Genomic DNA, 26,050 nt, shown 5'->3' with positions numbered 1-26,050 from the left:
GTCACTGCGATTTCCCGGAGGATTTATCCGCAGCCTTTGCCAGAAGATCGGCATAGTCCTTCAACACCCACGAAATCGACAGCGGCGTGGGATTGGAGGCGGTGCCGAGCGGGTCGCGGCCCAGCATGACGATGGCATCGTTCGCAACGGCCGGCATGCGGGCGAGAAGCGGATCGGCGCTCATGGCGTTCAGCAGCGGTTCACTGCCATAGGTCACGACGATATCGACATCGTCGAAGGCATCGACACGTTCAGCGCTGACGCCGGCGGCGAATTGCCCCGGCTTCGTGGCTTCCACGACGCTTTTCGGCGAGGCAAGCCCAAGATCGGCGAAGAACTTCACCCTGGTGTCATTGGCCGTATAGAAATTGACGACACTGAGATTGGTGGCATCGAGATGGGTGACGAACATGGCCGACTTGCCCTTCAGCTGCGGATGGCCGGCAACGACCTGCGCGATCTCGCCCTCGATGCGTGTGATGAGCGCCTCACCTTCCGCAATCATGCCAAGGCCGGCGCTGTTCAATCGGATCATCTCGCGCCAGTCCGTCGCCCAGGGAGAAACGGGATAGGCGACGACAGGGGCGATCTGGCTCAGCGTATCGTAGTCGGACTGGCTGAGGCCTGAATAGGCGGCAAGGATGACATCCGGCTGCGTCGCCGCCACGGCCTCGAAATCGATGCCGTCGCCCTCGTCGAACAGCACCGGCTTTGCCGCATTGAGTTCGGTGAGCCGCTTTGCCACCCATGGCAGCAGGCCATCGCCGTCATCATCGCCGAAATTGGCCGCCGCAAAACCGACAGGCACGATGCCGAGCGCCAGCGGCACCTCATGGTTCGCCCAGGCGACAGTCGCGACCCGCTGCGGTTTCTTCGCAATCGTGGTCGTGCCGAAAGCATGTTTGATGACGACGGGATAGCTGGTCGTCTCCTCCGCCGAGGCCATATTCGGCGCGATCAGCGACAGGAAAAGCACAAATATCGGCATGAGGCAGCGGAACGGGCGAAGCATTGGCGAGCTCTCAAAAGTTCAAAAGTGGACTTGAACTCTCAGCTTCAATTGCCTCCGTCAAGCCCAGGCAAGAAATGCCGTCGCAACAGCGGTGAAATTTCCGGGGTTTTGTACAAAACCGCAAAAAGTTACAATACCGGACAAACTTTCTCAAGTTATTGGGCGCTTCGAGAGTGGGCCGTGGAAGCGGCGATCGGGGCATCAACTTCTGGAACATACCAATGAATATCGAAACCGAAGGCAGACACCGCAAAACCGCGCGACGTCGTTATCAGGATGCGGCGCTGCTTGCCTGCACGGCGCTTGTCGCCACCCTGCCCGGCGCCTTGCTGGCCCAGGAGGCTGCCACCACGAACAGCAGCACGGTTCTGGAACGGATCACCATCGAAAGCGGTGACAATGACCAGAAGTCCATCGTCGCCAACCGCACGACGAGCGGCAGCAAGATGGCGACCGATATTCTCGACACACCGGCCTCGGTCTCCGTCATCACCGCCAAGGAAATGCAGCAGCGCGGCGTGCAGAGCGTGGAAGAAGCGCTGCAATATACCGCCGGTGTGACCACGGATTTTTACGGCTCTGACGACCGGTTCGATTATTTCAAGATTCGCGGTTTCGACGCCTATACCTATCGCGACGGGTTGACGCTTGGCCGTCCCTTCGGCGCACTGCGCGAGGAAACCTATGCCTATGAGCGCGTGGAAGTGCTGAAGGGCGGCAATTCCACCACCTTTGGCGTTTCGGATCCCGGCGGCTCGGTGAATTATTCCACAAAGGTGCCGAAACGCACCCGTTTCGGTGAAGCCTATGTCACCGGCGGCTCCTATGGCCGCGCCGAAACCGGCTTCGATTTCGGGGACAATATCACCAGCGACGATACGCTGTCTTATCGCCTGACCGGCAAGCTCAGAAATGCCGATGCGGAATATGACTATTCCCGCGACGACGAGAAATTCTTCATGGGCGGCCTGACATGGCGTCCCACGGACGTTACCAGCCTTACCGTGGTTTACGATCATCTCAACAAGGATGGCGTTCCGGGCGGCGGCGGCCATCCCGTCGGGTCGCATTTCGACCGGAGCCGTTTCTTCGGCGAACCGGACTACAATTATCGCGGCACAAACCGCAATTCGCTGAGCGTGATGTTCGACCACGATTTCGGCTCCGGCCTGACGCTGAGTTCCAACGCCCGCTACAGCAAGGCGAATACGGACTTCGGTTACGCCTATATCTCGTCCACGCCGACTAACGGTTCGACAATCGCCAACCGGTCCTATTTCGGCAACGACACCGAGACCGAAAACTTCCTGATCGACACGCGCCTGCAATACGATACGCGGTTTGAAAATGTCGAAAGCCGCAGCCTCGTCGGCGTCTTCTACAATGACTACACCTCCGGCAGCAAAAGCTACTTCGGCGCCGCACCGAGCATCAACTGGATGAACCCGGTCTATACCGGCGCACCCGCCTCGGTGCCGCTCTATGCCGACTCCCTGACGGACCAGAAGACCAAGGCGATCTATCTCCAGCAGGACCTCACCTTCTTCGACAGGCTGATCATCAGCGCCGGCCTGCGCAACGACTGGATCGACACCGAGCAGACCAACCGCCTTCGCGGCACTTCGGCCAGCGGCGACATCAGCGAACTGACCAAGCGTATCGGCGTGTCCTACAAGATCACCAACGAGATCGCGCCCTATATCAGCTACGCCGAATCGGTGGTGCCCGCATCAGGGCTCACCGTTGAACCGGAGCGCGGCGAACAGATCGAACTCGGCGTGAAATATCGTCCGGATGCTTTCCCGGCCCTGTTCACCGCGTCGATCTACGATCTGAAGAAGAACAACATCACCGTTACCAGCCCGATCACCAGCCTGCCCACGACCATCGGCGAGGTGCGCGTGCGCGGTCTCGATCTCGAAGCCAAGGCGGAAGTGACCGACAATCTCAGCCTGACGGCCGCCTATTCCTATCTCAACGCGGAAATCACTGAAAACGGCACCGGCGGCAATGTCGGCAACCGGCCGCAATTCGTGCCCGAGCATCAGGCCTCGCTGTGGGTCAACTACACGCTTGCGGGCAACGACCATTTCGGCGACATGACCTTCGGTCTCGGCGGCCGCTATACCGGCGCTTATTATTTCGACAATGCCAACAAGGTCGAAACCGGAAGCAGCGTGACCGTGGATGCGGCGTTCAGCTACAAGATTCAGGAAACCGCCTCGCTGGACGTCAATGTTTCCAACATCTTCAACGAAAAACACGTCTCTTATGGCGGGTTCGGCGCTGACTTTTACAATCCCGGCCGGGCGTTTTCCGTGACTTTGCGAAAGACATGGTGAAAATCGATATTAGCAATATTTTTCAATATATTGCATAATTTCCCTAATGCACAACGTCATCCTCTGGCTCATCCCGAGGATCTAACCACGTCTCATCAAGTCTGAAGGTCGCAGATCCTCGGGACAAGCCCGAGGATGACGAAAGGTGAGGTTTGCGCGCCTCACCAAAACACTGCGCATCGACCTCACCCAGCTTCAAAGCAGCCTGTGCAGCCGTCGCCAGGCGGCGGGTGTGTTTCCCACGGACTGGCGGAAAGCCTTGGTCAGATGGGCCTGATCGGAAAAGCCGAGCTGGGCGGCGATATCGGCCACCGTCAGATCGCCTTCCAGCAGAAGTTTCTGGGCGGCATTGATGCGCCGCTCCAATTGCCATTGCAGCGGCGTCTTGCCGGTGGTCTGGCGAAATACGGTGGCGAACCAGCTTTCCGAAAGCCCGACAATATCGGCCATTTCGGCAACCGTCATACGGTCGTCGCCACGCTTTTCGACCTGAGCAAGAAGCTTGTTCAACTGCGCCTGCGTCAGCCTGCCATTGGCCTGCTCCGGCGAAGGGCCGGGAATATCCAGCAGGCCGGCAACGATGCTGCCGACGAGGCTTTCCGCATAGACCGCATGTTTCGAGGGTTCAGCCAGCTCATCGACCAGCAGGCCGGCAAGGGTTTCCACAGAGCCGATATCCTGTATCTCGACCGGACGGCGCAGCGCCGTCATCGCCGCCGAACTGCCGACCGAGGGCGAGAGAAAACGCAGCAGGCGATCCTTGTGAATATGCAGGTTGAGATGAGAGAACCGATGCGTGGCGCTGCTGCTCGTCCACATCGGTACGCCGGCCGGAACATAAACCGCCCGTGTCATCGGCCGCGAATGGTTGGTGAATTCGCCATTGCGGTTGGACATGCTGATGCGCGAGGAGACATCGTTGAAAAAGATCATGATGCGCGGATCGGCGGCCAGATAATAACCCTTCGCTCCCATCTGGCTTTCCGCTTCCCAGAAAGCACTGACCAGCCCGTCGAACTGCCGCCATTTCACCGGCGCAGTGACGCTGATCCCTTCCGTTTGCCAGGTCATGGAATGCCAGAAACTCAATGCGGGTACCGTCCGGTTGTCGGGTCTGGGGTGAGCGTATGGAAAGACGCGCGCACCGCGCCAGTCATCGCGCTCTGCCCCAATAACATGACTTATCAATTCATGTTAATAGCAAAGATCGTTATAAAGAGAAACATTCGCTGACGCGACGGCTCTGGAACCTCTGAGCGAAACGCCCGTTGAACTCCTGACAGCAACGCAACACGGGAGATTATCAATGGACAGCAAAAAGGAACCGGGCAACTTCGCGGACAAGAAACGCGAAGAGAAGGGCCGCGGCGTCATCGTGGCCGGGCCGGATGCGCACGAAAACGAAAAGAGCGGCAAAGCTCCCTCGGCAAAGGCGGAAAAATCTTCATCGGGCAAACCGGTTGCGGCTTCTGACCGGCGATAGCACGCGGATCGAGCGGTCGCTGATGCGCCCTCGCCAAGCTACAGATAGAAAAACACCTCCCCGATCGCTCAGGGAGGTGCATTATCATTAAACAGTCGGCCTTTGCTTACAGAAGGTCGAAACGGTCGGCGTTCATCACCTTCGTCCAGGCGGCGACGAAATCACGCACGAATTTCTCCCTGCTGTCGTCCTGCGCATAAACTTCCGCATAGGCGCGCAGGATGGAGTTCGAACCGATGACGAGGTCCACGCGGGTCGCCGTGTACTTGGCGGCTCCAGTCTTGCGGTCACAAATCTCATAGAGATTGTTGCCGGTCGGAACCCAGGAATAGGCCATGTCCGTCAGCGTCGTGAAGAAGTCCGTCGTCAGCGCGCCGGGCTTGTCGGTAAACACGCCATGGGCCGTACCGGCATAATTGGCGCCGATGACGCGCAGGCCGCCGATGAGCACTGTCAGTTCCGGCGCGGTCAGGCCGAGGAGCTGGGCGCGATCAAGCAGCAGTTCCTCAGGGCTGACGACATAGTCCTTCTTGACCCAGTTGCGGAAACCATCCGCCAGCGGCTCAAGCGGGGCAAAGCTGTCGGCATCCGTCTGCTCGGCGGAAGCATCGCCACGGCCGGCCGCGAAAGGCACGGCAATGTCGAAGCCGGCCGCTTTCGCCGCCTGTTCCACACCGTAATTGCCGGCCAGAACGATCACATCCGCGATGCTCGCGCCGGTTTCACGGGCAATCGGTTCCATAACCGAGAGCACGCGGGAAAGGCGGGCGGGCTCGTTGCCTTCCCAGTCCTTCTGCGGTGCGAGGCGGATGCGTGCACCATTGGCGCCGCCGCGCTTGTCCGAACCGCGGAAGGTGCGGGCGCTGTCCCAGGCGGTCGAAACCAGATCGGCAACGGAAAGGCCAGAAGCCGCGATCTTAGCCTTGACGGCGGCGACGTCGTAGCTGGTGGAGCCTGCGGGGATGGGATCCTGCCAGATCAGGTCTTCCGCCGGAACGTCCGGGCCGATGTAACGGGACTTCGGACCCATGTCGCGGTGCGTCAGCTTGAACCATGCACGGGCGAAGACCTCGGAGAAATGGTCCTGATCGTCCTTGAATTTCAGCGAAATCTCGCGGTAGATCGGGTCGACCTTCAGGGCCATGTCGGCATCGGTCATCATCGGGATGGTGCGGATCGAGGCATCCTCGACGTCGACAGGCTTGTCTTCCTCGGCGATGGTGATCGGCGCCCATTGCGATGCACCGGCGGGGCTGTGGGTCAAAGTCCACTCATGCTTGAACAGCATTTTGAAGAAGCCGTTGTCCCACTTGGTCGGCTCGCTCGTCCACGCGCCTTCGATGCCGGATACCACGGTGTCGCGACCGATACCGCGGCCCTTGGTGTTGATCCAGCCAAGACCCTGATATTCCGGGCCTGCGGCTTCCGGATCGGGGCTGAGGTTTGCGGCGCTGCCATTGCCGTGCGACTTGCCGATAGTGTGGCCGCCGGCGGTCAGCGCCACGGTTTCTTCGTCATCCATGCCCATGCGGGCAAAGGTTTCGCGCATCTGCGCCGCTGTCGCCAGCGGATCGGACTTGCCGTTCACGCCTTCCGGGTTGACGTAGATGAGGCCCATCTGCACGGCAGCGAGCGGGTTTTCCAGCGTCGCGGGCTTGGTCACGTCGCCATAACGGCCGTCGCTCGGCGCCAGCCATTCCTTTTCGTCACCCCAATAGGTGTCCTTTTCCGGAGCCCAGATGTCTTCGCGGCCAAAGGCGAAGCCGAAAGTCTTCAGACCGGCGACGTCATAGGCAATGGTGCCGGCGAGCGCGATCAGGTCTGCCCAGGAAATCTTGTTGCCGTATTTCTTTTTGATCGGCCACAGGAGACGGCGGCCCTTGTCGGTGTTCACGTTGTCCGGCCAGGAATTGAGCGGCGCAAAACGCTGATTGCCGGTGTTTGCGCCACCGCGACCGTCAGTCACACGGTAGGAACCCGCGGCATGCCAGGTAACGCGGGCCATCATGCCCACATAGCTGCCCCAGTCCGCCGGCCACCATTCCTGGCTGTCGGTCATCAGCGCACGCAGATCGGCCTTCAACGCTTCGACGTCGAGCGTCTTCAGTGCTTCGCGATAGTTGAAGGAGGTGCCGAGCGGATTGGTCTTGGTGTCGTGCTGGTGCAGGATGTCGAGGTTCAGCGCATTCGGCCACCATTCGGTCACCGATTTACCCGAGGCCGTGTTGCCTCCATGCATGACAGGACACTTGCCAGCCGGTTTTGAAGTTGCGTCCATTTCGCCCTCCGATGGGTTTAGCAATTAAACGAAATAATCAATTCGACATGTGCAGCGTTGAGAGCCAGAGCCAGCGGCAGGTCATGGGAAAACCGTGCAGCGACGCTGGTAACCTCTCACAGCTACAGCTTCTTTCTGTCATGAAGATGACTAACAGCCGGGTTCCATAATTTCCAATTGTATATTCTAAAGGCTGCGATATGCTGAGCTTATGATTGCGCTCTCCATGAAACATCTCCGTTATTTCGACGCTCTGGCCAAGATCGGCCATTTCGGCCGGGCGGCGGAGGCATGCGCCATTTCCCAGCCGGCGCTGTCGCTGCAGATCCGCGAGCTGGAGGAACTGATCGGCGCGCCGCTCGTCGAACGGAGCAGCCGCCAGATCCGGCTGACCGCGCTTGGCGAGGAATTCGCCGAACGCACCCGCTCGATATTGCGTTCGGTGGATGAGTTGCAGGATCTGGCGCGGGCGCGGCATGGGCCGCTCAGCGGCCGCCTGCGCATCGGCGTCATTCCCACCGTCGCACCCTATCTTTTACCACAGATTATAAAGACACTCACGCGGCATTATCCCGGACTGGAGGCCCGCCCGCGCGAGGCGGTGACGCAGAAACTCATCGAGGACCTTCTGGAAGCCCGGCTGGACATGGCGATCGTCGCCCTGCCCGTCTCGGAGCCGGCGCTGGAGGAGGTTCCGCTGTTTTCGGAGGAATTCATTCTGGTGCGGCCGATGGAGGATGCGGGCATGCCGGTGCCGAGCGCCGACAAGCTGGGCGAAATGCGCCTGCTGCTGCTGGAAGAAGGCCATTGCTTCCGCAACCAGGCGCTTTCTTTCTGCAGCACGACCAATGCGCCGCCGCGCGTGCTGATGGAAGGCTCCTCGCTCTCCACCCTCGTGCAGATGGTCGGCGCCGGCATCGGCGTCACGCTTATTCCGCAGATGGCCGTCGATATGGAGACACGGCAATCCACCGTCTCTGTGTTCCGGCTGGCGGAACCGCGCCCGTCGCGCACCATCGGCATCGTGTGGCGTAAGAGCAATCCGCTCTCGGCGCAGTTCAGCCATATCGCCGAAATCGTCCGCGAATGCGGCCTTCAGAAACTCGGTCATGCGGCATAGGTCCTCGGCTCGGACTGTCGCGCGCGCCATAACGCGCGCGATCTGCAAGGATAGCGGCTGCCCTATCGCGACGCGGCCTTTGCGGATCTGTCGGTCCATTCGGGTGGCGCACCGAACCTGTCGGCCACCATGCCCTGCAGGCCGCGCGACCGGCCATAGGCATCGCATTCGACATATTTCGGTTTTCCACCCAGGGCGGACCGGATTCGATGGCCGGAGGGGATAGAGAGGTTCAGCCCGTCCGAAACCTTGCCTGTCACCAGAATGCGCGAGAAGTAATTGGAGAAATCGGCGGCAAGCTCGTAGGCATCTCCGATTTCCGAGACGCGGGCGTTGCCCGTGATGGAATTCGCGCCCTTGGACCAGACGGCTGCGGCGCGCTGGACGCCGGTGCTGTCCACCGCCTCCGCCTCGACGGCGAGGCCGCCAAGCCCGAATGGAAGACGCGGCACGCTGACCGGCAGGACGAAGCCGCTGCCGAGCGTCACGGCTGTCGATACCCCGGCCATGGTCTTGTCGGTCGGCACCAGATCGGTGATGACCGTGCGCACCGTCATGTCCGCCGGCTGGCCCAGCGCGGCAATCCGGTATTTATCGCTGAGCGCCACGCAGATGGCACGATCCAGCGCATTCGAAACAAGGACACGGTCCTTTTCCGATGTGACCCGTGACGAGGCCGCGAAGGAGAAGGTGGTCGGCACGATGGCCACGGTCTTGACCCCGGCCAGTCCGTTAGCGTCCACGAAGGTGCGCGATTTGGTGAACTTGCCCTTGACCGGGCTGAGTTGCGCATAGGAGGTCAGCGTACCGCCTTCCTTGAGCGGCACGGACGTGCAGCCGGACATGATGATGGCAAAGGGCAAGGTGGCGAAGGCGACGCCGCGACTGCGGGAAGCCCTGTCGCCGGAAGCCCGGGCAAACAGACTGCACTGTTGTTTCACTGCACGTACTCCAGTTGGCATGGTTGATCCTGTGCCCCACACGGTACGACAGCGAAAATTGCGGCAACATTACAATTGCCCGCCCCTGAAAGCGCGCGCAACGCAGGATCAGAAACGTAACCGGAAGGTGCTCCCGAAGGCGCTGCTGTCCAGAAAGATTCGCCCGTTATGGTTGGCGACGATCTGCTTGACGAGGCTGAGGCCAAGGCCGGCCCCGGTGCTGCGCGGTGTAACGCGATAAAAGGGCTCGAAAATCCGCTCCCGCTGGTCTTCGGCTATCCCCTGTCCCTCATCGGAAACCGTGATCTCGCCACTGGCGAGAATCGAGACGTGGATCATCCCCCTGTTCCCGCCATGGTCGATGGCGTTGCGCACGATGTTGCTGATGGCGCGCGGCAGGGTGAACGGGTTGCCCAGTATTTCATATCGCGCGACCTGCGTTTCGAAGGAGATATCGTAGCCCGCCGCAAGCGCGAGCGGCGCGAGATCGGCAACGACGGTGCGCGCCGTCTCGACGAGGTCCAGCGTTTCGCGCCGGTCGTTCACCTGATCGTTTCTTTCGAAGGCGAGAAGCTGTTCGGTGGTCTCCCCAAGCCGCGCGACATCTTCCATCAGGCGTTGCTGCTCCGGCCCCGGCAAGCCCTCTATCCGGGTCTGCATGATCGCAATCGGCGTTCTGAGCTCATGCGCCGCATCGATGAGAAAACGCTGCCGCGCCCGAAACTGCTCTTCGAGCCGTTCGAGGATGCCGTTGAAGGCAAGGATCAGGGGCACCACCTCCCGCGGCACATCCTCGACGGGAAGCTTCGAGCCCGGCTGGCGCGGGTCGATCTCGGGAGCCTTTTTGACGACGGAACTGAGGCCGGCAAGCGCCTCGCGCACAATGCGGGGAACCGAGAAGAACACGGCGGGCAAGATGACAGCCAAGAGGGGAACGTAAATCTTGTAGGTTCCGGCAAGGAGCGTCAAAAACTGCCCCCTCATATGCGTGGTTCCGCCGAACATGACCCTTACGGAACCCCACTTCGTCTCCATGCTTTCAACCAGGGCGACCTCGGAGACGCCCTTTCCTCCGCGAATATCGGCATCCGTTAGCAAATGCAGATACGGCGACAGTTCCTCGTAAACGGCGGGCACGGCGCCATAACTCGCCACCCGCCCGTCCAGCGTGGAAGCCACGAACCAGAGCGTTGAGTTCTCCGCCTTCAGGGCCTGCAATGCCGGGCCATCGGTAACGACCAATCCTTTTTGCGGATCGAGCGAAAGCGACTCATCAAGTGTTGCCGCCAGATCGTCCCAGAGCGCAATATTGGGCGAAAGCATCGTCATGCCGTAAAAGCAGAGGCCGATGATGACCACGGCAATCATGGCGGAGACGACGACGCTGAGCTGCCAGCTCAGTTTCCACCACAAGGACGAGTTGGAGGTGCCCTGCGCTTTCATGCCTCTTCCTTCAACAGATAACCGATGCCGCGAATATTGTGGACGCCAACGCCTGCGGAGGCATCGAGCAGGCGTTTTCGCAGCCGCGATATATGCGCGTCGAGCGCATTGGACTGGATCTCTTCCTCATAATTGTAAACGGCCGCCTCAAGCGTGGAACGCAGCACGGATTTGCCCTTGCGTTTCGCCAGCGCAACGAGAACCGCAAGCTCGCGCCTTGGCAGATCGAAGGGAACGGAATTGATCGTGACGCTGAGATGGAGCGGATCGATGACGATGCGGCCGGCTGTGATCTCGGCAGGCGCAAGGTTCGCCGGCCTTCTCAGAACCGCACGCACCCGCGCCAGCAGCTCACCGACGAGAAACGGCTTGCCGAGATAGTCGTCAGCGCCGCCATCCAGTCCGGCGATGCGGTCTTCCGGTTCGTTCAATGCCGTCAACAGTATGATCGGCGTGTCGATGCCGGCATGGCGCAGCTGCGGAATGAAGGCAAGTCCCTCCCCGTCCGGCAGACGGCGATCAAGCAGGATGGCGTCATAGACGTGCTGGCGCGTCAGCTCCATGGCATCGCCGAGCCACATCGTATGGTCGATGACGATGCCCTGCCTGCCGAGCGTCGCCGTCAGCGCATCCGCCATTGCCTTTTCGTCTTCGATCAACAGAAGTCTCATGCGTCACCGTCCCTTCGCATTCCCTTGTCTGCCAGAAAGGTTGCGGCAGTATTGCGGCAAAGAAGACACCGGAGCATTTCCAACCCGCCGCATAACGGTTTTCCCTCCGAAAAAGGCGTAAAAACAGGGTGATGAAACATCAGACCCTGCTGTTTAAGCAGCTGCGTTCGCAAGGGTAATGCTGCTGCAATTATGGACGCCTATCCAGATGCCATACGCCTCAAGAGAGGCAATGCGACCGCCTGAGCTGCGGTCCCGGTATGGAAAGGATTTCAGCATGTGGGTGAAGAGAACCATCAAAGCGGGGATCGCGCTTGCAGGTTGCGTTCTCGTTGTCATCGCTCTCGATCCGGCGCGCGGCAGCGTCGATGCGAATGAGCGTGTAAAAGGCATCGTGAACGGGCTCGTCGAGACTGCTGCGATGAGCCCGGCAGGCACTCCCTTCGAGCTGACGGCCACCGAAACGGCAAAGATCGGCACGCGCCCGATGGTGGAGCGGCTTGGTATCAGCGGCGAGCTTCAGCCGATCACCCGCGTGGTGATCCGCGCCCGTGAAGCCGGCAAGATCGTCGAGATGAATGTCCGCGACGGAGACACGGTGCAGGCGGGCAAGCTGCTTGTGCGTTTCGAAACCGATGAGCTGCAATCGACGCTTTTGCTGCGGCAGAGCGACCGGGATGCGGCCGAGGCCGAGCTGATGCTGGCAATGCAGGCCCTGACGAGAACCGAACAGCTTGCCCTGAAAAACATCGCTTCGGCAGAACAGCTCGACAAGGCGAAAAGCGATGTCGCGGTGAAGACGGCTAGGCTCCAGAGCCTTTCGGCGCAGACGGATATCGCCCGCCTCGCCCTTCGCAATGCCGAAATCCGCGCGCCGTTCGGCGGCACCGTCACCCGGCGGCTGGCCGAAGCGGGATCGCGTGTCGGCGCGGATGGCGAGCTTCTCACGCTGGTCGATACCAGCGTGCTGGAGGCGAAGGTTCTTGTCGCCACGCGCGATGTTCCGCGCGTCGCCCTCGGCCAGACGGCGGAACTGGAGATTGACGGCCTTGGCGGCCAGATCGTCAAAGGCACGGTCGACCGCATCAGCCCGGTTGCCGAAGACGGCACCCGCTTCGTCGCCGTCTATCTGCGGCTTGCCAATCGTGACGGCCGCCTGTGGGGCGGAATGTTCGCCAGCGGATCGATCCTGCTGCGCGAGAAAAACGATGCGCTCGTCGTTCCCGCCATCGCGCTGCGCAAGGATGAGACCGGTTACCATGTGCTCAAGGTGCAGGACGGCCATCTTCGCCGCCAGACGGTCACGGTGGGAGCGCGCTGGAACGGCGGCAACCTGATCGAGATTGCCGCCGGGTTGAAGGATGGAGAGACCATCCTGACCGCGCCGCTTCCCGAATTGCGGCCCGATATGGCCGTCACCGTCGATAAGGCAGGCTGAAATGTTCTTGACCCGCATATCCGTCACCCACCCCGTTTTCGCCACCATGATGATGGTTGCGCTTCTCGTCATGGGCGCCTTCTCCCTGCAACGGCTTGGGCTGGACCAATATCCCAATGTCGACGTTCCCGTGGTGGTGGTCATCACCTCTTATCCCGGCGCGACGCCGGAGACGGTGGAAACCGAGGTGACACGCCCGGTCGAGGATGCGCTGAACGCCATTGGCGGTCTCGATGAGGTCACCTCCACCTCCTATGAGGGGCGCTCTGTCGTCGTCGCGAAATTCAAGCTCGAGGTGCGCAGTTCGGCCGCCGCGCAGGAGGTGCGCGACAAGATCGCCGCCATCGAGGCGAATTTTCCCGAAGATGCCAAAAAGCCCGTCATATCGAGGTTCGACCCCGCCGCCGAGCCGATCCTGTCGGTGGCGATCAGTTCGACGTCGCTCGATGTGCCCGCCCTCACCAGCCTTGCCGACCAGAAGGTGGTGCGGCAGTTGACGACCGTTGCCGGCGTCGGGCAGGCAACGCTGGTCGGCGCCCGCAAACGGCAGATCGATGTGACAATCGACGAGACGCGCATGCGCGCCCTCGGGATCGGCATCAACGAGGTGGAGAATGCGCTGCGCACCGGCAATAGCAACAGCCCGGCCGGAAGCGTTGTCGATCCCGTCTCCGAACGCACGATTCAGGTGCAGGGGCGTATCGAGAAACCGCAGGCGCTGCTGGATATGGTCGTGGCAAGGCGCGGCGGCGCGGCCATTGCGCTTCGCGATGTCGCCACACTTTCCGAAGGGGCAGCCGATGCCGAAAACCGCGCCCTTTATAATGGCCAGACGGCGCTGGCGATCGACATCGTCAAGGTTCAGGACGCCAATACGGTTCAGGTCGCGACGGATGTGAGGAAGCGCCTCGATGCGCTCAACGCCGAGCTTGCCCCACAGAACGTACAGCTGCGCATCGTCACGGATTCATCGATACCGATCCGCGAATCCGTCAACCAGGTACAGACGACGCTGATCGAAGGTGCGGCGCTCGCCGTCGCCATCGTCTTCCTGTTTCTAAATTCCTGGCGCAGCACGGTTATTACCGGGCTGACATTGCCGATAGCAATCATCGGCACGCTCGCGGTGATCCATTTCCTCGGCTTCACGCTCAATACGCTCAGCCTGCTGGCACTGACGCTTTCCATCGGCATTCTGGTGGATGACGCCATCGTGGTGCGCGAAAACATCACCCGCCATCTCCACATGGGCAAATCCCACCTGCGCGCAGCACTCGACGGCACCAATGAAATCGGGCTTGCGGTAATCGCAACAACGGCGACAATCGTGGCAGTCTTCCTGCCGGTCGCCTTCATGGACGGCATTGTCGGCCGTTTTTTCTACGAATTCGGCGTCACCGTTTCCGCCGCCGTCCTGATCTCGCTCTTCGTCGCCTTCACGCTCGACCCGATGCTATCGAGCGTCTGGTACGATCCGGACGCCCAGCCCGATGCGAAGCGCGGGCCGATGGGCCGCCTGATCGGCCGTTTCGACCTCGGCTTCGAATGGATGGCGGGGCAATATCGCCGGGCCATCGGCTGGACCCTGCGCCACCGGCTCGTCACCCTGCTTGCCACAGTCGGCATCTTTATCGGCAGCCTGTTCATGGTGCCGCTGGTCGGCACGGAATTCGTTCCGAATGCCGATGAGGGCCGCTTTCAGGTCAATATTACCGCGCCGGTCGGCTCCTCGCTGGACTATACGACAACGAAGGTGCGGCAGGTCGAAAAGGCACTGAAGGAATTTCCGGAAGTCGAGACGCTTTATTCCACCGTCAATACCGGCGGCGCCGCCGGCAAGCATCGCGCCGCCACATTGGTGGGGCTGGTGCCGCTCGATATGCGGAGCCGAACTCCGCTCTCCCTTGCCGAACCGGTTCGCAAACGCCTGTCAGCCATACCCGGCATAGAGGCCACGATCCTGCAGAATGGTCTTGGCGGCGGCGAAAGCCCGGTGCAGCTCAGCATCCTCGGCGACGACCGGGCGGTCCTCGAAAAAATCGCCACCGGTCTGGTCGAAGACATGAAGAAAATCCCCGGCCTCGTGGATGTGACCTCCAGCGCCAAGGATGTGACCTCCATTCTTTCGGTCCGCCTGAAGCCTGCGGCGGCGAGCGATCTCGGCATTGCCCGCTCCGATCTTGCCGCAGCGCTTTCCCCCCTCATCGGCGGCGAGGATGTGTCGAAATGGACGGATGCGGACGGCAACAGCTACGATATCGTCATTCGCCTGCCCGTCGAGCGGCGGTCTGACGCGTCAGGTCTCGGTGAATTGATGATCGCAACCGGCCGCACGGCCACGAACGGCGCGCCGCTGATGGTGCGTCTCGATCAGGTTGCCGATATCGGCATCATGCCGGCTCCCGCCGAAATCCGCCGTATCGACAATCGCCGCGAGATACTGGTTTCGGCCAATATCGCCGGCCGCACGCTTGGCGAGGTCACGGAGACGTTGCAGGGCCTGACCGCCGGCCGTGACCTGCCGAACGGCTATCGCATCCGCTTCGGCGGTGACGCCGAAACCATGCAGGAGACCATCGGCCACATGGTCACGGCGCTTACCATGGCCGTCATCTTCATCTACATCGTGCTCGCCGCGCAATTCGGCAGTTTCATGCAACCGCTCGCCATCATGGCGTCCCTGCCGCTTTCGCTTGTCGGCGTCCTCATCGGGCTGATGGTGGCCGGCAGTACGATCAACATGTTCTCGCTGATCGGCTTCATCATGCTTATGGGCCTCGTGACCAAAAACGGCATCCTGCTGGTCGATTTCGCCAATCGCGAACGGCGGCGTGGGCTATCGCTGAACGAGGCGCTGGAAAATGCCGGTGTCATCCGCTTCCGCCCGATCATCATGACGACGCTTGCGATGATCTTCGGCATGATCCCGCTCGGTCTCGCCGTCGGCGGTGGCGGCGCGCAGCGTGCGCCGATGGCCCATGCGGTGGTTGGCGGCCTCATCAGTTCCACGCTGCTGACCCTGATCGTGGTGCCGACCATCCTGTCCTATATAGACAGCATCGTCAGGCGTTTTGCCCGCCTGTTACCGAAGGCGCCGGACGAGGCGGCGGAAACGGCCATGCAGGACCGACCGGCGGCCTCGGCCTAGAGCATTTCCCGTGACGAAGGGTTCACAGTACACGACGCAACGGTTTCCTGTGCCGTTGCACGCCCACCTCCGTCATTCGGGCCTTGAGCCGGAATGACGGAGATGGGAAACATCGCGCGCCACCGCAAACACCGCGATTGCCGTATCAGATTACCTTTCTGTCGTGTACTGTGGCAAAGGTTTACGGGAAATGCTCTAACCCTTTGTTTTCACGCATTGTCCAGGTGTAAAAGCGATTCCGCTTTTACGGGAAATGCTCTAGGTCCATCCGTCGGCCTCGCATTCAGGGTCTCTCGCTGCCCTGACGCTTCTTTTTGCCCTTCGGGCGAAAATCGACAAGAAGCGACTTCAGTTCGATATCGCGAACCCGCCTTGCCGCCTCATCCGGGCGCACCCATTCCAGCAGGCGTTCCCCGCGTTCCTTGAAACTGGTTTCCGCCTCCGTCACCTCTATCTGGAACACATCGACCATGCAGGGAACGACATCGCCATTGTCGAGCATCTTGAGATAGGTATAGCGGCCAACCGCATTCTTTTTCACCCGGCCGCGCACGCCCGCCTCCTCCCACGCCTCGATTGCCGCCGCCTCGTGCGGCTTCTTGCGTTTCATCGGCCAGCCGCGCGGAATGATCCAGCGTCCGCTGGTACGGGACGTGACGAGGAGGATTTCGACATCCTCGCCATTGCCGGCATAACGGAAGCAGAGCGCGGCATATTGCTGCCGGAAAGCGCCGGTGAAGAGCTTTTCCGGAACCGCAGCAAGCTGCTGGAGCAATGTCAGTGCACGAGCCGGGCGGGTTTTCCGGCTTTTCTTGGTGGGTTTCATATCCGTTGATAGTGCTGATTTTCCGGGTTGCATCAATGCCCCGCGTGCATTTATGACAGTTTTATGACAATCACCCCCCACAACTAATAAAGCGCCATTGAGGGCCAATTCGCATGATGAGTATTTTTCGCAAGCTGATGCCGCGCGAGGACCGTTTCTTCGACATGTTCAGCAAACATTCCGAAACCGTCATCAAAGCGGCCGAGGCCCTTGACCAACTTTTGAGCGGCGTCGACGTCGAGAAGAACTGCGACCTCATCGTCGCCCTCGAACATCAGGCGGACGACATCACCCGCGAGGTGCTGCTCGCGGTCAGGCGCAGCTTCATCACCCCCTTCGACCGCGGCGACATCAAGGATCTCATCCAGTCGATGGATGACGCCATCGACATGATGCACAAGACCGTCAAGACCATCCGCCTTTTCGAGCAAACGGAATTCGATCCGCTGATGAAGGAAATGGGTCATGAGATCGTGCGCGCAGCCGGCCTCATCGCGGAAGCCATTCCGCTTCTCAACAAGGTGGGCACGAATGCGCATCGCCTGTCATCCATCGCCGAAGAGGTGACCCGCGTTGAAGGCCGCTCCGACGAACTTCACGATCTGGGTCTCAAGGACCTCTTCCGCCGCCACGGCGCAAGCGGCAATGCCATGGCCTATATGATCGGCAGCGAGATCTACGGCGAACTCGAAAAGGTCGTCGACCGTTTCGAGGATGTGGCCAACGAGATCAGCGGCATCGTTATCGAGAACGTCTGATGGATGTCGCACTTGCCCTGCCGCTGCTAATCGGCCTTATCGCCATCGCGCTGTTCTTCGATTTTCTGAACGGTCTGCACGATGCCGCCAATTCCATCGCCACCATCGTCTCCACCCGTGTGCTGCGCCCGCAATATGCGGTCGCCTGGGCGGCCTTCTTCAACTTCATCGCCTTCCTGTTCTTCGGCCTGCATGTGGCCGAAACGCTCGGCACCGGCATCATCGATCCGGCCATCGTATCGCCGCAGGTGATCTTCGCGGCGCTGATCGGCGCCATCGTCTGGAACATCGTCACCTGGATCTTCGGCATTCCCTCCAGCTCGTCGCACGCGCTGATCGGCGGGCTCGTCGGTGCGGGATTTGCGAAGGTGGGTTTCAATTCCATCGTCTGGTCGGGTCTGCTGAAGACCGTGGGCGCCATCTTCATGTCGCCGGCCATCGGCTTCTTCCTCGCCCTGCTTCTGGTGCTCACCGTCTCCTGGCTGTTCGTGCGGCAGACGCCCTTTGCCGTGGACCGCACCTTCCGCGTCATGCAGTTCATCTCCGCCTCGCTTTATTCGCTGGGACACGGCGGCAACGACGCGCAGAAGACCATGGGCATCATTGCCGTGCTGCTCTTCAGTCAGGGACATCTCGGCGAGAGCTTCTACGTGCCCTTCTGGGTGGTGATTTCCTGCCAGTCGGCCATGGCGCTCGGCACGCTGTTCGGCGGCTGGCGCATCGTCCATACGATGGGGTCGAAGATCACCCGCCTGAACCCGATGCAGGGTTTCTGCGCCGAAACCGGCGGTGCGCTGACGTTGTTCGGTGCGACGTGGCTCGGCATTCCGGTCTCCACCACCCACACGATCACCGGCGCCATCGTCGGCGTCGGCGCGGCCCGCCGCGTCTCGGCGGTGCGCTGGGGCCTTGCCGGCAATATCGTCATCGCCTGGATCGTGACCATGCCGGCGGCTGCACTGATCTCCGCCGCGGTTTACGGGCTGACGTCGCTGTTCGGCTGATAGGTTCAGCCCGCCCGATTGCCATTCCCCGGAACAAAAAGCCACCCCGTGGCTGTTGCTCCGGGGAGCCGATGCGGATCGCAGCCATGGCACGGCGGGTTTTCTGGAAGGGTTACCGGAAAGGAAGGCGACGACACCATTGTGCCGTCGCATCTTTTATCAAACGGAATGTTTCTTCCGTGTGGTGGCGCTGACGACCTGGGCGGGCGCGACATCCGGTTTGCCGAAGAGATAACCCTGCGCCTGCGCGCAGCCCTCGTCGACCACCATGCGGTATTGCGCATCCGTTTCAATTCCCTCCGCCGTCACCGGCAGATCGAGGCTGCGGCCGAGGCCGATCACTGCGCGCACGATGGCGCGGGCATTGTCATCGTCGCTCATGGCGGCGATGAAGCTGCGGTCGATCTTGATCTTGTCGAAGGGGAAGCTTTGCAGGTTGCTGAGCGAGGAATAACCGGTGCCGAAATCGTCCATGACGATGGCGACGCCGAGCGCCTTCAACTGGTTGAGGATGATCAATGTCGCCCTTCGGTCTTTCAGAAGCGCGGCTTCGGTGATTTCCAGTTCCAGCCGGTTGGGCGAAAGCCCGGTCTGCATCAGCACGGTGCAGACGACATGGCCGAGATTGGCCAGCGAAAACTGCAATGGCGAAACGTTCACCGCGATCTTCAGGTGCGGTGCCCAGCCGGCCGCCTGACGGCAGGCCTCGCGCAGCACCCATTCGCCGAGCGAGATGATGATACCGCTCTCTTCGGCAATCGGAATGAAGACATCCGGCGGCACCACGCCCCGTGTCGGGTGCTGCCAGCGCACCAGCGCCTCGTAACCCACGACCTGGCCGCATTCGACTGACAGCACCGGCTGATAATTCAACAGCAACTCGTTGCGATTGATGGCAAGCCGCAGATCCGTTTCGAGCTGGCGGCGTTCGCGCGCCTCCTGGTCCATCACCGGGTCGTAGAAGGCCAATATGCCTCGCCCGCCCATCTTGGCGCGGTAGAGCGCCAGATCGGCGGCGTGCATGATGCTTTCATCGTCCTTCCCGTCCCGCGGGAAGACGGCGATGCCGATGCTGACGCCAACGGAGGTCGGATCGTTGGCAACATTCATCTTCAGTGCAAACATGCCAAGGATCGTCTCGGCGAGCAGGCGCGCCTCTTCCGCCCTGGTGTGCCGGGTAGTCAGGATGACGAATTCATCGCCGCCGAGACGGGCGACAACATCCCCTGCCCTTGCGCATTCATCGAGAATGGCGGCGACCTTTTTCAGGACGCGATCCCCCTCGGCATGGCCGAATATGTCGTTGACCGCCTTGAACCGGTCGAGGTCGAGCGCCAGCAGCGCGAATTCGTCCTCCTCGTCGCAATGCTCGATCTGCTGGTGAAGACGGGTCTGGAACATGGTGCGGTTGGAAAGGCCCGTCAGGACGTCGTGGCGGGCGAGATATTCGATTTCCCGCTGCGCTTCGCGCTTTTCCGTCAGGTCGCGAATGGCCATCACCTCGCAGGGGCGGCCGCGATATTCGATCGTTCGTACGCCGAGTTCGAATATCTGCGCCTGCCCGGCGCGCTCGTGCACCGCCTCCACCGGTGCATGGCGCGGCAGATAGGCGGGTTGTCCGTCGATGGCCTTGAAGAGATCGTCGGGGTTTTGTCCGACCAGCGACGCTTCCTCCCGGCCCAGAAGGCCGGCAAAACGGGTGTTAAGCTCCACGATCCGCCCATCGCGAACGACGGCGAGACCATCGAGCGTCGCATCCACAAGACCCTTGAGATCGACAAGGTAGCGATCCACAAGAGCAGCCGCAGCAGTGGTGGACAGGATCAGGAACGTGACGCCGGAGATGACGCAGATCATGATCAGCCGGGCGACATTGTCGGGATCAGGCCCGGATACGGACGGATCCGGCGAAAGCACCGTGGCCGACATGGCCGTGAAATGCAGCGCGCAGATCGCGAAAATCGCCGATCCAGCCGGCGCGGCGATGCGCTGCCAGGAGCCGAGGCGGCGAAAAAGGAAAAAGGCGAGGAGAAAAAACGCCCAGGCAACCGCAAAACCACCCAGCACCGGCCCCCACCGATAGCTGATCGTGGCGGCGACATCCATTCCCGCCATGCCGACGAAATGCATGACGGCAACCGAGAGCGTGACCAGCGTGCCGACGATCACCGGGCTGTAAGCGGCCTGCGAACGGGTGGTGAGCGCCAGCCAGAAACCGAAGACAGCAAGAACCGCCGAAAAAGCCGTAAAGGCGAAATCATAACCGATCGGCACCGCGCCCTTATAGGCGAGCATGGCGACGAAATGCGTGGCCCAGACGCTGAGCCCTCCGGCAAAGGCGGAAACCAGCACCCAATAGGGCTTGCGGCCAGCCGGACTTTCCTCCGCACGCAATAAAAGATGAAAAAAAGCAAACATGCCAAGCAGGCAGATAACAGCCGCAAGAAGCACGACCGCCCGGTCGTGTTGTACGACAACGCATTCCAGTACCGTGAACATGACGCACTCTCCCAGCCTCTGAAGAACCGCTCACGGTGGCACTATGGGAGTGGTTTATTTATAAATCTCTAATGCAACTACTGATAAATGGAACGATCTGTCCTGCAACGTACAGAAAGGAACGGGCCGCACGCGGCAGCCCGTAAGCTTTTTCGCAAGCGGCCCGGCCGGGACTAGAGGAAAGGCCGTTTATTTCCAGCTTCGATAATCGGCTGCGGTGCATCCGAAAGGCGCCGGGCCATCGGCGAAACGCTCCTGCAGACGGGCGCATCCCCACTCGTTAATTGCGGCGGGCATCATGTTGTTGAGGTCCATGCCGGGCGAGTTGAACTGCGACGGGGCGCTGGTGACATACCACAGCCAGTAACCGATAACCGCGACGACGATGACGGCCACGATGGCAACGAAAGTCCCCAGTCTGCGCAGGAGGCTCGGTCCTTTCGCGCTCGTCGCACCCGGAGCCGAGGCGCCCTCCGGCGTCTGGTTCGCAAGCATCGGGGCAAGCGATGCGAGAGCCTCCGCCCTTTCCTGCTCCGATAGCTCGATCCGCTCCAGCCGGTCGTCGAGCAGAACCGGCAGCGCGGTGTTGCCGTGCCAGACTGCCAGCGCAACATCGTGTTTTCCGTTATGGCCAACGACGACCGGGATTCGCCCCCTCTCCAGATGGGTGAAGGACTGCCGCTTGGTCTTGTCTTCTCTGACCGTATCGGCATAGGTGACAAAGAGACGGCTGCGTTTTTCGGCAACCGCCGTCAGCGCCACCGGAATGACGGTCAACGGTGCGGGCTTGCGCAGCTGCAGGCGAACCCGCAGGACACGGATAAGCGTGAACAGCATCGCCAAACTGCCGAAACCGAGCAGGGCAACGAACACGCCGAGCGTGATGATGCGGTTCCAGAGCATGTCGAGGCCCAGCGAAATCGTAGCGAGTTCCGGGTTCTTCGCGGAGATGACCAGTCCGGTTTCATAATCGCCGGAATGGAAATCGACGAACATGACCTCGACATCCTTCTTGTAGCTCACGCCCGCATGGTCATAGGAAAGATCCGCCTCACAGGTCGTGAAGATCGCCTTGCGCGTCTTGCAGCTACCGCTGATATCGCCGTTTTCAATCTCCAGCGGATCTTTGCTGATCTGATAGTCGCGCAATATGCCCGGACCTTCGGCGACGAGCATGACGGCCGTGATGACCAGAAGCACCGGAATGGAAAAATAATAGGCTACCGGCACTGAAATGACGCCACGTTTGAGGCTCAGCGGCCGAGACGGAAGTTTTATCTGTGCAAGGTTCATGGTCATCAACGCATTCTTCGGGAGGTGGGTGAGCGGAGTTCACGACTCTCGCCCGATGGAAGGAATAGTCAACGGTCGGTCTAAACCGATGAAGTCCTTGAGAAAACCCCCTGAAATTACTGGATGGCGTGCGACAACCACCTGCTGCGACTAGTTTCGTTTCCGCGAAGAGCCGGAGGAGCGTCATGGAGGACGCTTTCAGGGGTACGGACCTAACCGCCAATAAAAAAACGGGCGGTAAAACCGCCCGTCGCAGGTTCCAAAGACTATAGTTTGCCCTTAATCCTTCGTAACCTTTTCCAGCCGGGTCGTCTGGCTGGGGTGGCCCACATAATCCTTCACGCGCGCATTCAGCACGATCGGCTCGAACCTCTCGAACATCGGCAGCACCGCCGGCTTCTGGGCGACGAACATTTCCTGCATCTGGGTGTAGATTTCTCCGCGCTTCTTGGCGTCCGGCTCCAGCGAAGCCTTTGCTGTGAGCGCCGTCAGTTCCGGAATGTCCCAGGCCGAGCGCCAGACGAAATTGCCGGCGTTGTTGGCGGCCACCGAATTGTCGGGGTTGCTGGAGAATTGCTCCATCGAGCCCAGCACATTCGGCATATAGGCGCCCGTCTGCGGAATGAGCAGATCGAAATCCCGCGCGCGGTGGGCGGCAATCACGTCCGAACCGTTACCCTGCTGGATATTGACCTTGATGCCGATCTGGCTTAGCGACGCCTGGATCGCGGTGGCGAGGTCGATGCGCGGCGTCTGCGCGATCGTCTTCAGATTAAGTGTGAAGCCGTTTTCATAACCGGCCTCCTTGAGGAGCGCCTTCGCCTTCTCGACATCGAGCTTCCAGTCCGGGCTCGGAATGGCGTATTCGAAGTTTTCCGGCACCGGCACCGTGCGCGCCCGGCCATAGGGACCCATGATGGTCTTTTCCATTCCCTTGTAGTCGATGCCATAGGCAATCGCTTCGCGGACCTTGGGGTTGGACAAAGGTTCCTTGCCGGCATTCATGGACAGGACGTAGAAGCCGCCCGTCGGCACGCGCTGAATCTGGAAGCCTTCCTTGTTGTTGAAGGTTGCAAGGTCGGCAGCCGTCAGCGCACTGGCGATGTCGATATCGCCACGCTCCAGCATCAGGCGCTCCACCTGGCTTTCCGGCACATGCCGCACGATGACGCGGCGCATTTTCGGGCTGCCGGCCACATAATTCTTGTTGGCCTCGAGAATAATGATCTCATTCGGTGACCAGCGATTGAGCGTAAAGGGACCGGAACCGGCGGAATTGGTTCTCAGCCAGCCATTGCCCCAGTCGCCACTGCTTTCATGCGACTTGAGTTCCTTGCTGTCGACGACGCTGGCGATGACCATGGCCAGACGGTAAAGAAGCAACTCGGACGTCGTTTCGCCGGAAAGATCGATGCGTACCGTTTTTTCATCCGGCGCGCTCACCAGCTTGTCGACATTATCGGCATTATAACCAACGCGCTTGAGGTTGGCTGCGGCCGCCTGGTTCATCTTCAACAGCCGGCTGAGCGAATAGACGACATCTGCCGAGGTTACCGGATTGCCCGACGCGAAATTGGCTTCGCGAAGATGGAAGGTGATGCCCTTGTCATCTATCTCCCAGCGCTCGGCAAGCTGCGGTGAAACCTTGCCCGAACCATCGACCGAAATAAGACGGTCATAGAGGTTGGACATGATTTCGTTGGCTTTTCCTTCGGTGGCCTGATGCGGATCAAGCGACAGCACCTGAGCCAGCGAGGTTCCGATGACAAGCTGGTCATTCGGTGTTTTGGCCACGGCCGGCGCTGCCTGCACCAGCATGGCGCCCAGGGCCGTGGTGAATGCGAGACGGATCAATGATTTTCTCATACCTGCTCCTCCTACAGATCGGTAATTCATGTTTGTGAAAAAGCCCGCGACGCAGCGCGGCGTCGCGGGTCAGAACGGTCAAAGATGTTTGTTATCAAGCGCTTCTATCAGCGCGGCGATGTAGCCGTAGCAGAAGGCGAAAGCGACACCGACGGCATCGCGCCCGGCAATCGTCGGCACATGGTCTGGCATGATCATGTAGCGATAACCGAGTTCGTGATAGAGTTTCAGCGAACGCACCATGTCCATGTCGCCTTCATCGGGGAACGTCTCCATGAAGGAGAGTTTGCCGCCGCTGATATTGCGGAAATGGACGTTGAAGATCTTGTCGCGGCTGCCGAACCACCTGATGATGTCGTCGATTTCCTCGCGCGGATTGTCGAGCATCTCGCCGATCGACCCCTGGCAGAAATTCAGGCCGTGATAGGGGCTCTCGCGCATCTGCACGAATTTCTTCAGCCCCTCGACCGTGCCGAGAACGCGGGTGACGCCCCGGTAACCCGGCGGCGTATAGGGATCATGCGGATGGCATGCCAGGCGCACGCGGTTGCTTTCGGCCACCGGCACCACACGCTCGAGGAAGTAATCGATGCGTTCCCAGTTCTCGTCTTCGGAAAGAACGCCAGCGAGACCCGGCGCTGCATCATGGTCCGCCTTGTCCCAGCGCCAGGCCTCGTTGAGCGAGCCGCCGCGGCCGCGCTCCATTTCGGTGCGCGGAATGCCGATGAGGTTGAGATTGTATTTCGCCGCAGGGATTCCGGCCCTGGCGATATTCTCTATCATCGTGCAGACGGCATCGATCTGCCGGTCACGATCAGGGCCGGCAAGCAGGATATCGGGATACGAAGCCTGTTCGATCGGCCGCGACGGCAGCGGCAACTGCACCATGTCGAGAACGAGGCCAAAGCTTTCGACCTTGTCACGGTGGCGCTCAAAGTCCTCGAAAGTCCAGCTCGCGGGCTTTCCGGGCGGGTCCGCGTTGATATTTTTGACGCCGAGCTGCGCCCAAACCTTAAAATCCTCGTCATCGCGCGCAGCAACCTGGGTGCCGACATACATCGATTCTCTCCTCTCTTCATGCAAGTCATCATATGACATCGCATGAAATAAGATGAGTGTCGAGATGCTATTGCGCTTCTGATAGCAACCTGTATCGGCGCTGGCTCGCAAGCATATGTTCGCGCATGGCTTTTCGCGCCGCTTCCGGATCCTGTTCGACGATGGCGCGCAGGATTGCCTCGTGCTCGGCCTGCACTTTGCGAAGATAATTCGCATCGCCGGTTTCCGGCAGCGTCGGGAACTGCCCGCGCGGTATGGAGCGCGAGCCGAACTGACGCAGAGCCTCCAGATAGAAGCGGTTATTGGTGGCGATCGCGATGGCCGTGTGAAACTCGTAATCGGCATCGACGGTGGTTTCACGCGCATCGATGGCGCGGGCCATTTTCCGGTGCGCCGCAGAGATTGCGGCCTCCTGCTGGGCTGTACGGCGATAGGCGGCGATTGCCGCCGCCTCCCCTTCCGTCGCAAGCCGGAACTCCAGCATTTCCAGCGTTTCCGCAATGGTTCCGACTTCGGTTTGCGTCAGTTTCACGCCGGCCCATTCACTGGCATTGCTGACGAAAACCCCCTTGCCCTGGATGGGAACGACATAGCCGGCGGAACGCAAATCCGCGATCGCCTCGCGAACCACGGTGCGGCTCACGCCGTAGCTGCGTTCAAGCTCCGGTTCGGTGGGAAGTTGATCGCCGTTTTTCAGTTTTCCACTGCGAATTTCTGCGCTGAGATTATCGATGATCTGTTGTGCCCGCCTCTCCCGCGGCCTCGCTTTGTCGCCCATCATGCCACTCTTCCCTCTTGCAGAATACGAATCCCTTCGCTACTCATATTATGACATAGTTGCACATCATATGTTTTCATGTTAGCTCAGG

The 26,050-nt window shown here is 60.5% G+C and carries 19 protein-coding genes; 7 read left to right on the top strand and 12 right to left on the bottom strand.

From position 1 onward, the window contains the following. Position 1 precedes the first annotated feature (1 nt). A complete protein-coding gene (locus FGF54_RS24345; protein ID WP_142781444.1) occupies positions 2–1,012 on the bottom strand; it encodes an iron-siderophore ABC transporter substrate-binding protein in 1,011 nt (336 codons plus the stop codon). A 221-nt stretch (positions 1,013–1,233) separates the two neighbouring features. On the opposite strand from FGF54_RS24345, the gene FGF54_RS24340 reads away from it, so the two are divergent. Beyond that, positions 1,234–3,354 carry a TonB-dependent siderophore receptor gene (locus FGF54_RS24340; RefSeq protein WP_142781443.1) on the top strand — a complete coding sequence of 707 codons (2,121 nt, stop codon included), beginning with the start codon at positions 1,234–1,236 and terminating at the stop codon, positions 3,352–3,354. Between the two features lie 195 nt (positions 3,355–3,549). On the opposite strand, the gene FGF54_RS24335 is transcribed toward FGF54_RS24340, so the two are convergent. Next, positions 3,550–4,443: an AraC family transcriptional regulator gene (locus tag FGF54_RS24335; protein WP_210247448.1), complete on the bottom strand. Its 894-nt coding sequence runs from the start codon at positions 4,441–4,443 to the stop codon at positions 3,550–3,552. Positions 4,444–4,660: 217 nt separating this feature from the next. Between FGF54_RS24335 and FGF54_RS27380 the strand changes: the two genes are divergently transcribed. Then, positions 4,661–4,837 carry a hypothetical protein gene (locus tag FGF54_RS27380; protein WP_003521762.1) on the top strand — a complete coding sequence of 59 codons (177 nt, stop codon included), beginning with the start codon at positions 4,661–4,663 and terminating at the stop codon, positions 4,835–4,837. Between the two features lie 106 nt (positions 4,838–4,943). On the opposite strand, the gene katG is transcribed toward FGF54_RS27380, so the two are convergent. Further along, a complete protein-coding gene (gene katG, locus FGF54_RS24330) occupies positions 4,944–7,115 on the bottom strand; it encodes a catalase/peroxidase HPI (RefSeq protein ID WP_142781441.1) in 2,172 nt (723 codons plus the stop codon). Positions 7,116–7,326: 211 nt separating this feature from the next. On the opposite strand from katG, the gene FGF54_RS24325 reads away from it, so the two are divergent. Beyond that, positions 7,327–8,235: a hydrogen peroxide-inducible genes activator gene (locus FGF54_RS24325; RefSeq protein WP_142781440.1), complete on the top strand. Its 909-nt coding sequence runs from the start codon at positions 7,327–7,329 to the stop codon at positions 8,233–8,235. 62 nt (positions 8,236–8,297) lie between these two features. On the opposite strand, the gene FGF54_RS24320 is transcribed toward FGF54_RS24325, so the two are convergent. From FGF54_RS24320 to FGF54_RS24310, 3 genes are all read right to left on the bottom strand, one after another. Then, positions 8,298–9,176, bottom strand: coding sequence for a DUF3313 domain-containing protein (locus tag FGF54_RS24320; protein ID WP_142781439.1), 879 nt, complete (start codon positions 9,174–9,176; stop codon positions 8,298–8,300). A gap of 108 nt (positions 9,177–9,284) precedes the next feature. Further along, positions 9,285–10,619 carry a HAMP domain-containing sensor histidine kinase gene (locus FGF54_RS24315; RefSeq protein ID WP_142781438.1) on the bottom strand — a complete coding sequence of 445 codons (1,335 nt, stop codon included), beginning with the start codon at positions 10,617–10,619 and terminating at the stop codon, positions 9,285–9,287. Beyond that, the gene (locus FGF54_RS24310) at positions 10,616–11,290 is read right to left on the bottom strand and encodes a response regulator transcription factor (RefSeq protein WP_059756216.1); all 675 of its coding nucleotides are present in this window, start codon (positions 11,288–11,290) and stop codon (positions 10,616–10,618) included. The genes FGF54_RS24315 and FGF54_RS24310 overlap by 4 nt, the downstream gene beginning before the upstream one ends. Before the next feature lie 277 nt (positions 11,291–11,567). On the opposite strand from FGF54_RS24310, the gene FGF54_RS24305 reads away from it, so the two are divergent. Together FGF54_RS24305 and FGF54_RS24300 are read left to right on the top strand one after the other, a co-directional pair. Continuing rightward, positions 11,568–12,728 (top strand): efflux RND transporter periplasmic adaptor subunit, encoded by a 1,161-nt coding sequence (locus FGF54_RS24305; protein WP_142781437.1) that lies wholly within the window; start codon positions 11,568–11,570, stop codon positions 12,726–12,728. A gap of 1 nt (position 12,729) precedes the next feature. Continuing rightward, a complete protein-coding gene (locus FGF54_RS24300; RefSeq protein ID WP_142781436.1) occupies positions 12,730–15,876 on the top strand; it encodes an efflux RND transporter permease subunit in 3,147 nt (1,048 codons plus the stop codon). A 283-nt stretch (positions 15,877–16,159) separates the two neighbouring features. Here FGF54_RS24300 and FGF54_RS24295 read toward each other — a convergent pair whose 3' ends face one another. Then, entirely contained in the window at positions 16,160–16,702 is a 543-nt protein-coding gene (locus tag FGF54_RS24295; protein WP_059758602.1) for an NUDIX hydrolase, read from the bottom strand. Positions 16,703–16,815: 113 nt separating this feature from the next. On the opposite strand from FGF54_RS24295, the gene FGF54_RS24290 reads away from it, so the two are divergent. Then, positions 16,816–17,460, top strand: a complete 645-nt coding sequence (locus FGF54_RS24290; RefSeq protein WP_044458958.1) for a DUF47 domain-containing protein — start codon at positions 16,816–16,818, stop codon at positions 17,458–17,460. Further along, complete coding sequence (locus FGF54_RS24285; protein WP_003521775.1) at positions 17,460–18,464, top strand: inorganic phosphate transporter; 1,005 nt, start codon at positions 17,460–17,462, stop codon at positions 18,462–18,464. The genes FGF54_RS24290 and FGF54_RS24285 overlap by 1 nt, the downstream gene beginning before the upstream one ends. A 159-nt stretch (positions 18,465–18,623) precedes the next feature. On the opposite strand, the gene FGF54_RS24280 is transcribed toward FGF54_RS24285, so the two are convergent. From FGF54_RS24280 to FGF54_RS24260, 5 genes are all read right to left on the bottom strand, one after another. Beyond that, on the bottom strand, positions 18,624–20,963 hold the full coding sequence (locus tag FGF54_RS24280) for an EAL domain-containing protein (protein ID WP_142781435.1): 2,340 nt from the start codon (positions 20,961–20,963) through the stop codon (positions 18,624–18,626). Positions 20,964–21,152: 189 nt separating this feature from the next. Next, positions 21,153–22,256: a hypothetical protein gene (locus FGF54_RS24275; protein WP_142781631.1), complete on the bottom strand. Its 1,104-nt coding sequence runs from the start codon at positions 22,254–22,256 to the stop codon at positions 21,153–21,155. 279 nt (positions 22,257–22,535) lie between these two features. After that, complete coding sequence (locus FGF54_RS24270) at positions 22,536–24,074, bottom strand: ABC transporter substrate-binding protein (protein WP_236781237.1); 1,539 nt, start codon at positions 24,072–24,074, stop codon at positions 22,536–22,538. 126 nt (positions 24,075–24,200) lie between these two features. Then, the gene (locus tag FGF54_RS24265; RefSeq protein WP_003521785.1) at positions 24,201–25,181 is read right to left on the bottom strand and encodes a mannonate dehydratase; all 981 of its coding nucleotides are present in this window, start codon (positions 25,179–25,181) and stop codon (positions 24,201–24,203) included. Positions 25,182–25,248: 67 nt separating this feature from the next. Beyond that, on the bottom strand, positions 25,249–25,962 hold the full coding sequence (locus tag FGF54_RS24260; protein WP_137454045.1) for a FadR/GntR family transcriptional regulator: 714 nt from the start codon (positions 25,960–25,962) through the stop codon (positions 25,249–25,251). Positions 25,963–26,050 lie beyond the last annotated feature (88 nt).

The sequence above is a fragment of the Agrobacterium sp. T29 genome, from assembly GCF_006970545.1.
GTDB lineage: Bacteria > Pseudomonadota > Alphaproteobacteria > Rhizobiales > Rhizobiaceae > Agrobacterium > Agrobacterium leguminum.
The sequence above is the reverse complement of the archived record's forward strand: the minus strand, read 5'-3'. Positions and strand labels throughout refer to the sequence as shown.

What these genes read in the sequence shown, in the direction of transcription:
- FGF54_RS24285 (WP_003521775.1), top strand. Translation starts at nt 17,460, where the DNA reads ATGGATGTCGCACTTGCCCTGCCGCTGCTAATCGGCCTTATCGCCATC.
- FGF54_RS24305 (WP_142781437.1), top strand. Translation starts at nt 11,568, where the DNA reads ATGTGGGTGAAGAGAACCATCAAAGCGGGGATCGCGCTTGCAGGTTGC.
- FGF54_RS24310 (WP_059756216.1), bottom strand. Translation starts at nt 11,290, where the DNA reads ATGAGACTTCTGTTGATCGAAGACGAAAAGGCAATGGCGGATGCGCTG.
- FGF54_RS24340 (WP_142781443.1), top strand. Translation starts at nt 1,234, where the DNA reads ATGAATATCGAAACCGAAGGCAGACACCGCAAAACCGCGCGACGTCGT.
- katG (WP_142781441.1), bottom strand. Translation starts at nt 7,115, where the DNA reads ATGGACGCAACTTCAAAACCGGCTGGCAAGTGTCCTGTCATGCATGGA.
- FGF54_RS24265 (WP_003521785.1), bottom strand. Translation starts at nt 25,181, where the DNA reads ATGTATGTCGGCACCCAGGTTGCTGCGCGCGATGACGAGGATTTTAAG.
- FGF54_RS24280 (WP_142781435.1), bottom strand. Translation starts at nt 20,963, where the DNA reads ATGTTCACGGTACTGGAATGCGTTGTCGTACAACACGACCGGGCGGTC.
- FGF54_RS24295 (WP_059758602.1), bottom strand. Translation starts at nt 16,702, where the DNA reads ATGAAACCCACCAAGAAAAGCCGGAAAACCCGCCCGGCTCGTGCACTG.
- FGF54_RS24275 (WP_142781631.1), bottom strand. Translation starts at nt 22,256, where the DNA reads ATGAACCTTGCACAGATAAAACTTCCGTCTCGGCCGCTGAGCCTCAAA.
- FGF54_RS24260 (WP_137454045.1), bottom strand. Translation starts at nt 25,962, where the DNA reads ATGATGGGCGACAAAGCGAGGCCGCGGGAGAGGCGGGCACAACAGATC.
- FGF54_RS24270 (WP_236781237.1), bottom strand. Translation starts at nt 24,074, where the DNA reads ATGCTGGTGCAGGCAGCGCCGGCCGTGGCCAAAACACCGAATGACCAG.
- FGF54_RS24325 (WP_142781440.1), top strand. Translation starts at nt 7,327, where the DNA reads ATGATTGCGCTCTCCATGAAACATCTCCGTTATTTCGACGCTCTGGCC.
- FGF54_RS24300 (WP_142781436.1), top strand. Translation starts at nt 12,730, where the DNA reads ATGTTCTTGACCCGCATATCCGTCACCCACCCCGTTTTCGCCACCATG.
- FGF54_RS24290 (WP_044458958.1), top strand. Translation starts at nt 16,816, where the DNA reads ATGATGAGTATTTTTCGCAAGCTGATGCCGCGCGAGGACCGTTTCTTC.
- FGF54_RS27380 (WP_003521762.1), top strand. Translation starts at nt 4,661, where the DNA reads ATGGACAGCAAAAAGGAACCGGGCAACTTCGCGGACAAGAAACGCGAA.
- FGF54_RS24345 (WP_142781444.1), bottom strand. Translation starts at nt 1,012, where the DNA reads ATGCTTCGCCCGTTCCGCTGCCTCATGCCGATATTTGTGCTTTTCCTG.
- FGF54_RS24315 (WP_142781438.1), bottom strand. Translation starts at nt 10,619, where the DNA reads ATGAAAGCGCAGGGCACCTCCAACTCGTCCTTGTGGTGGAAACTGAGC.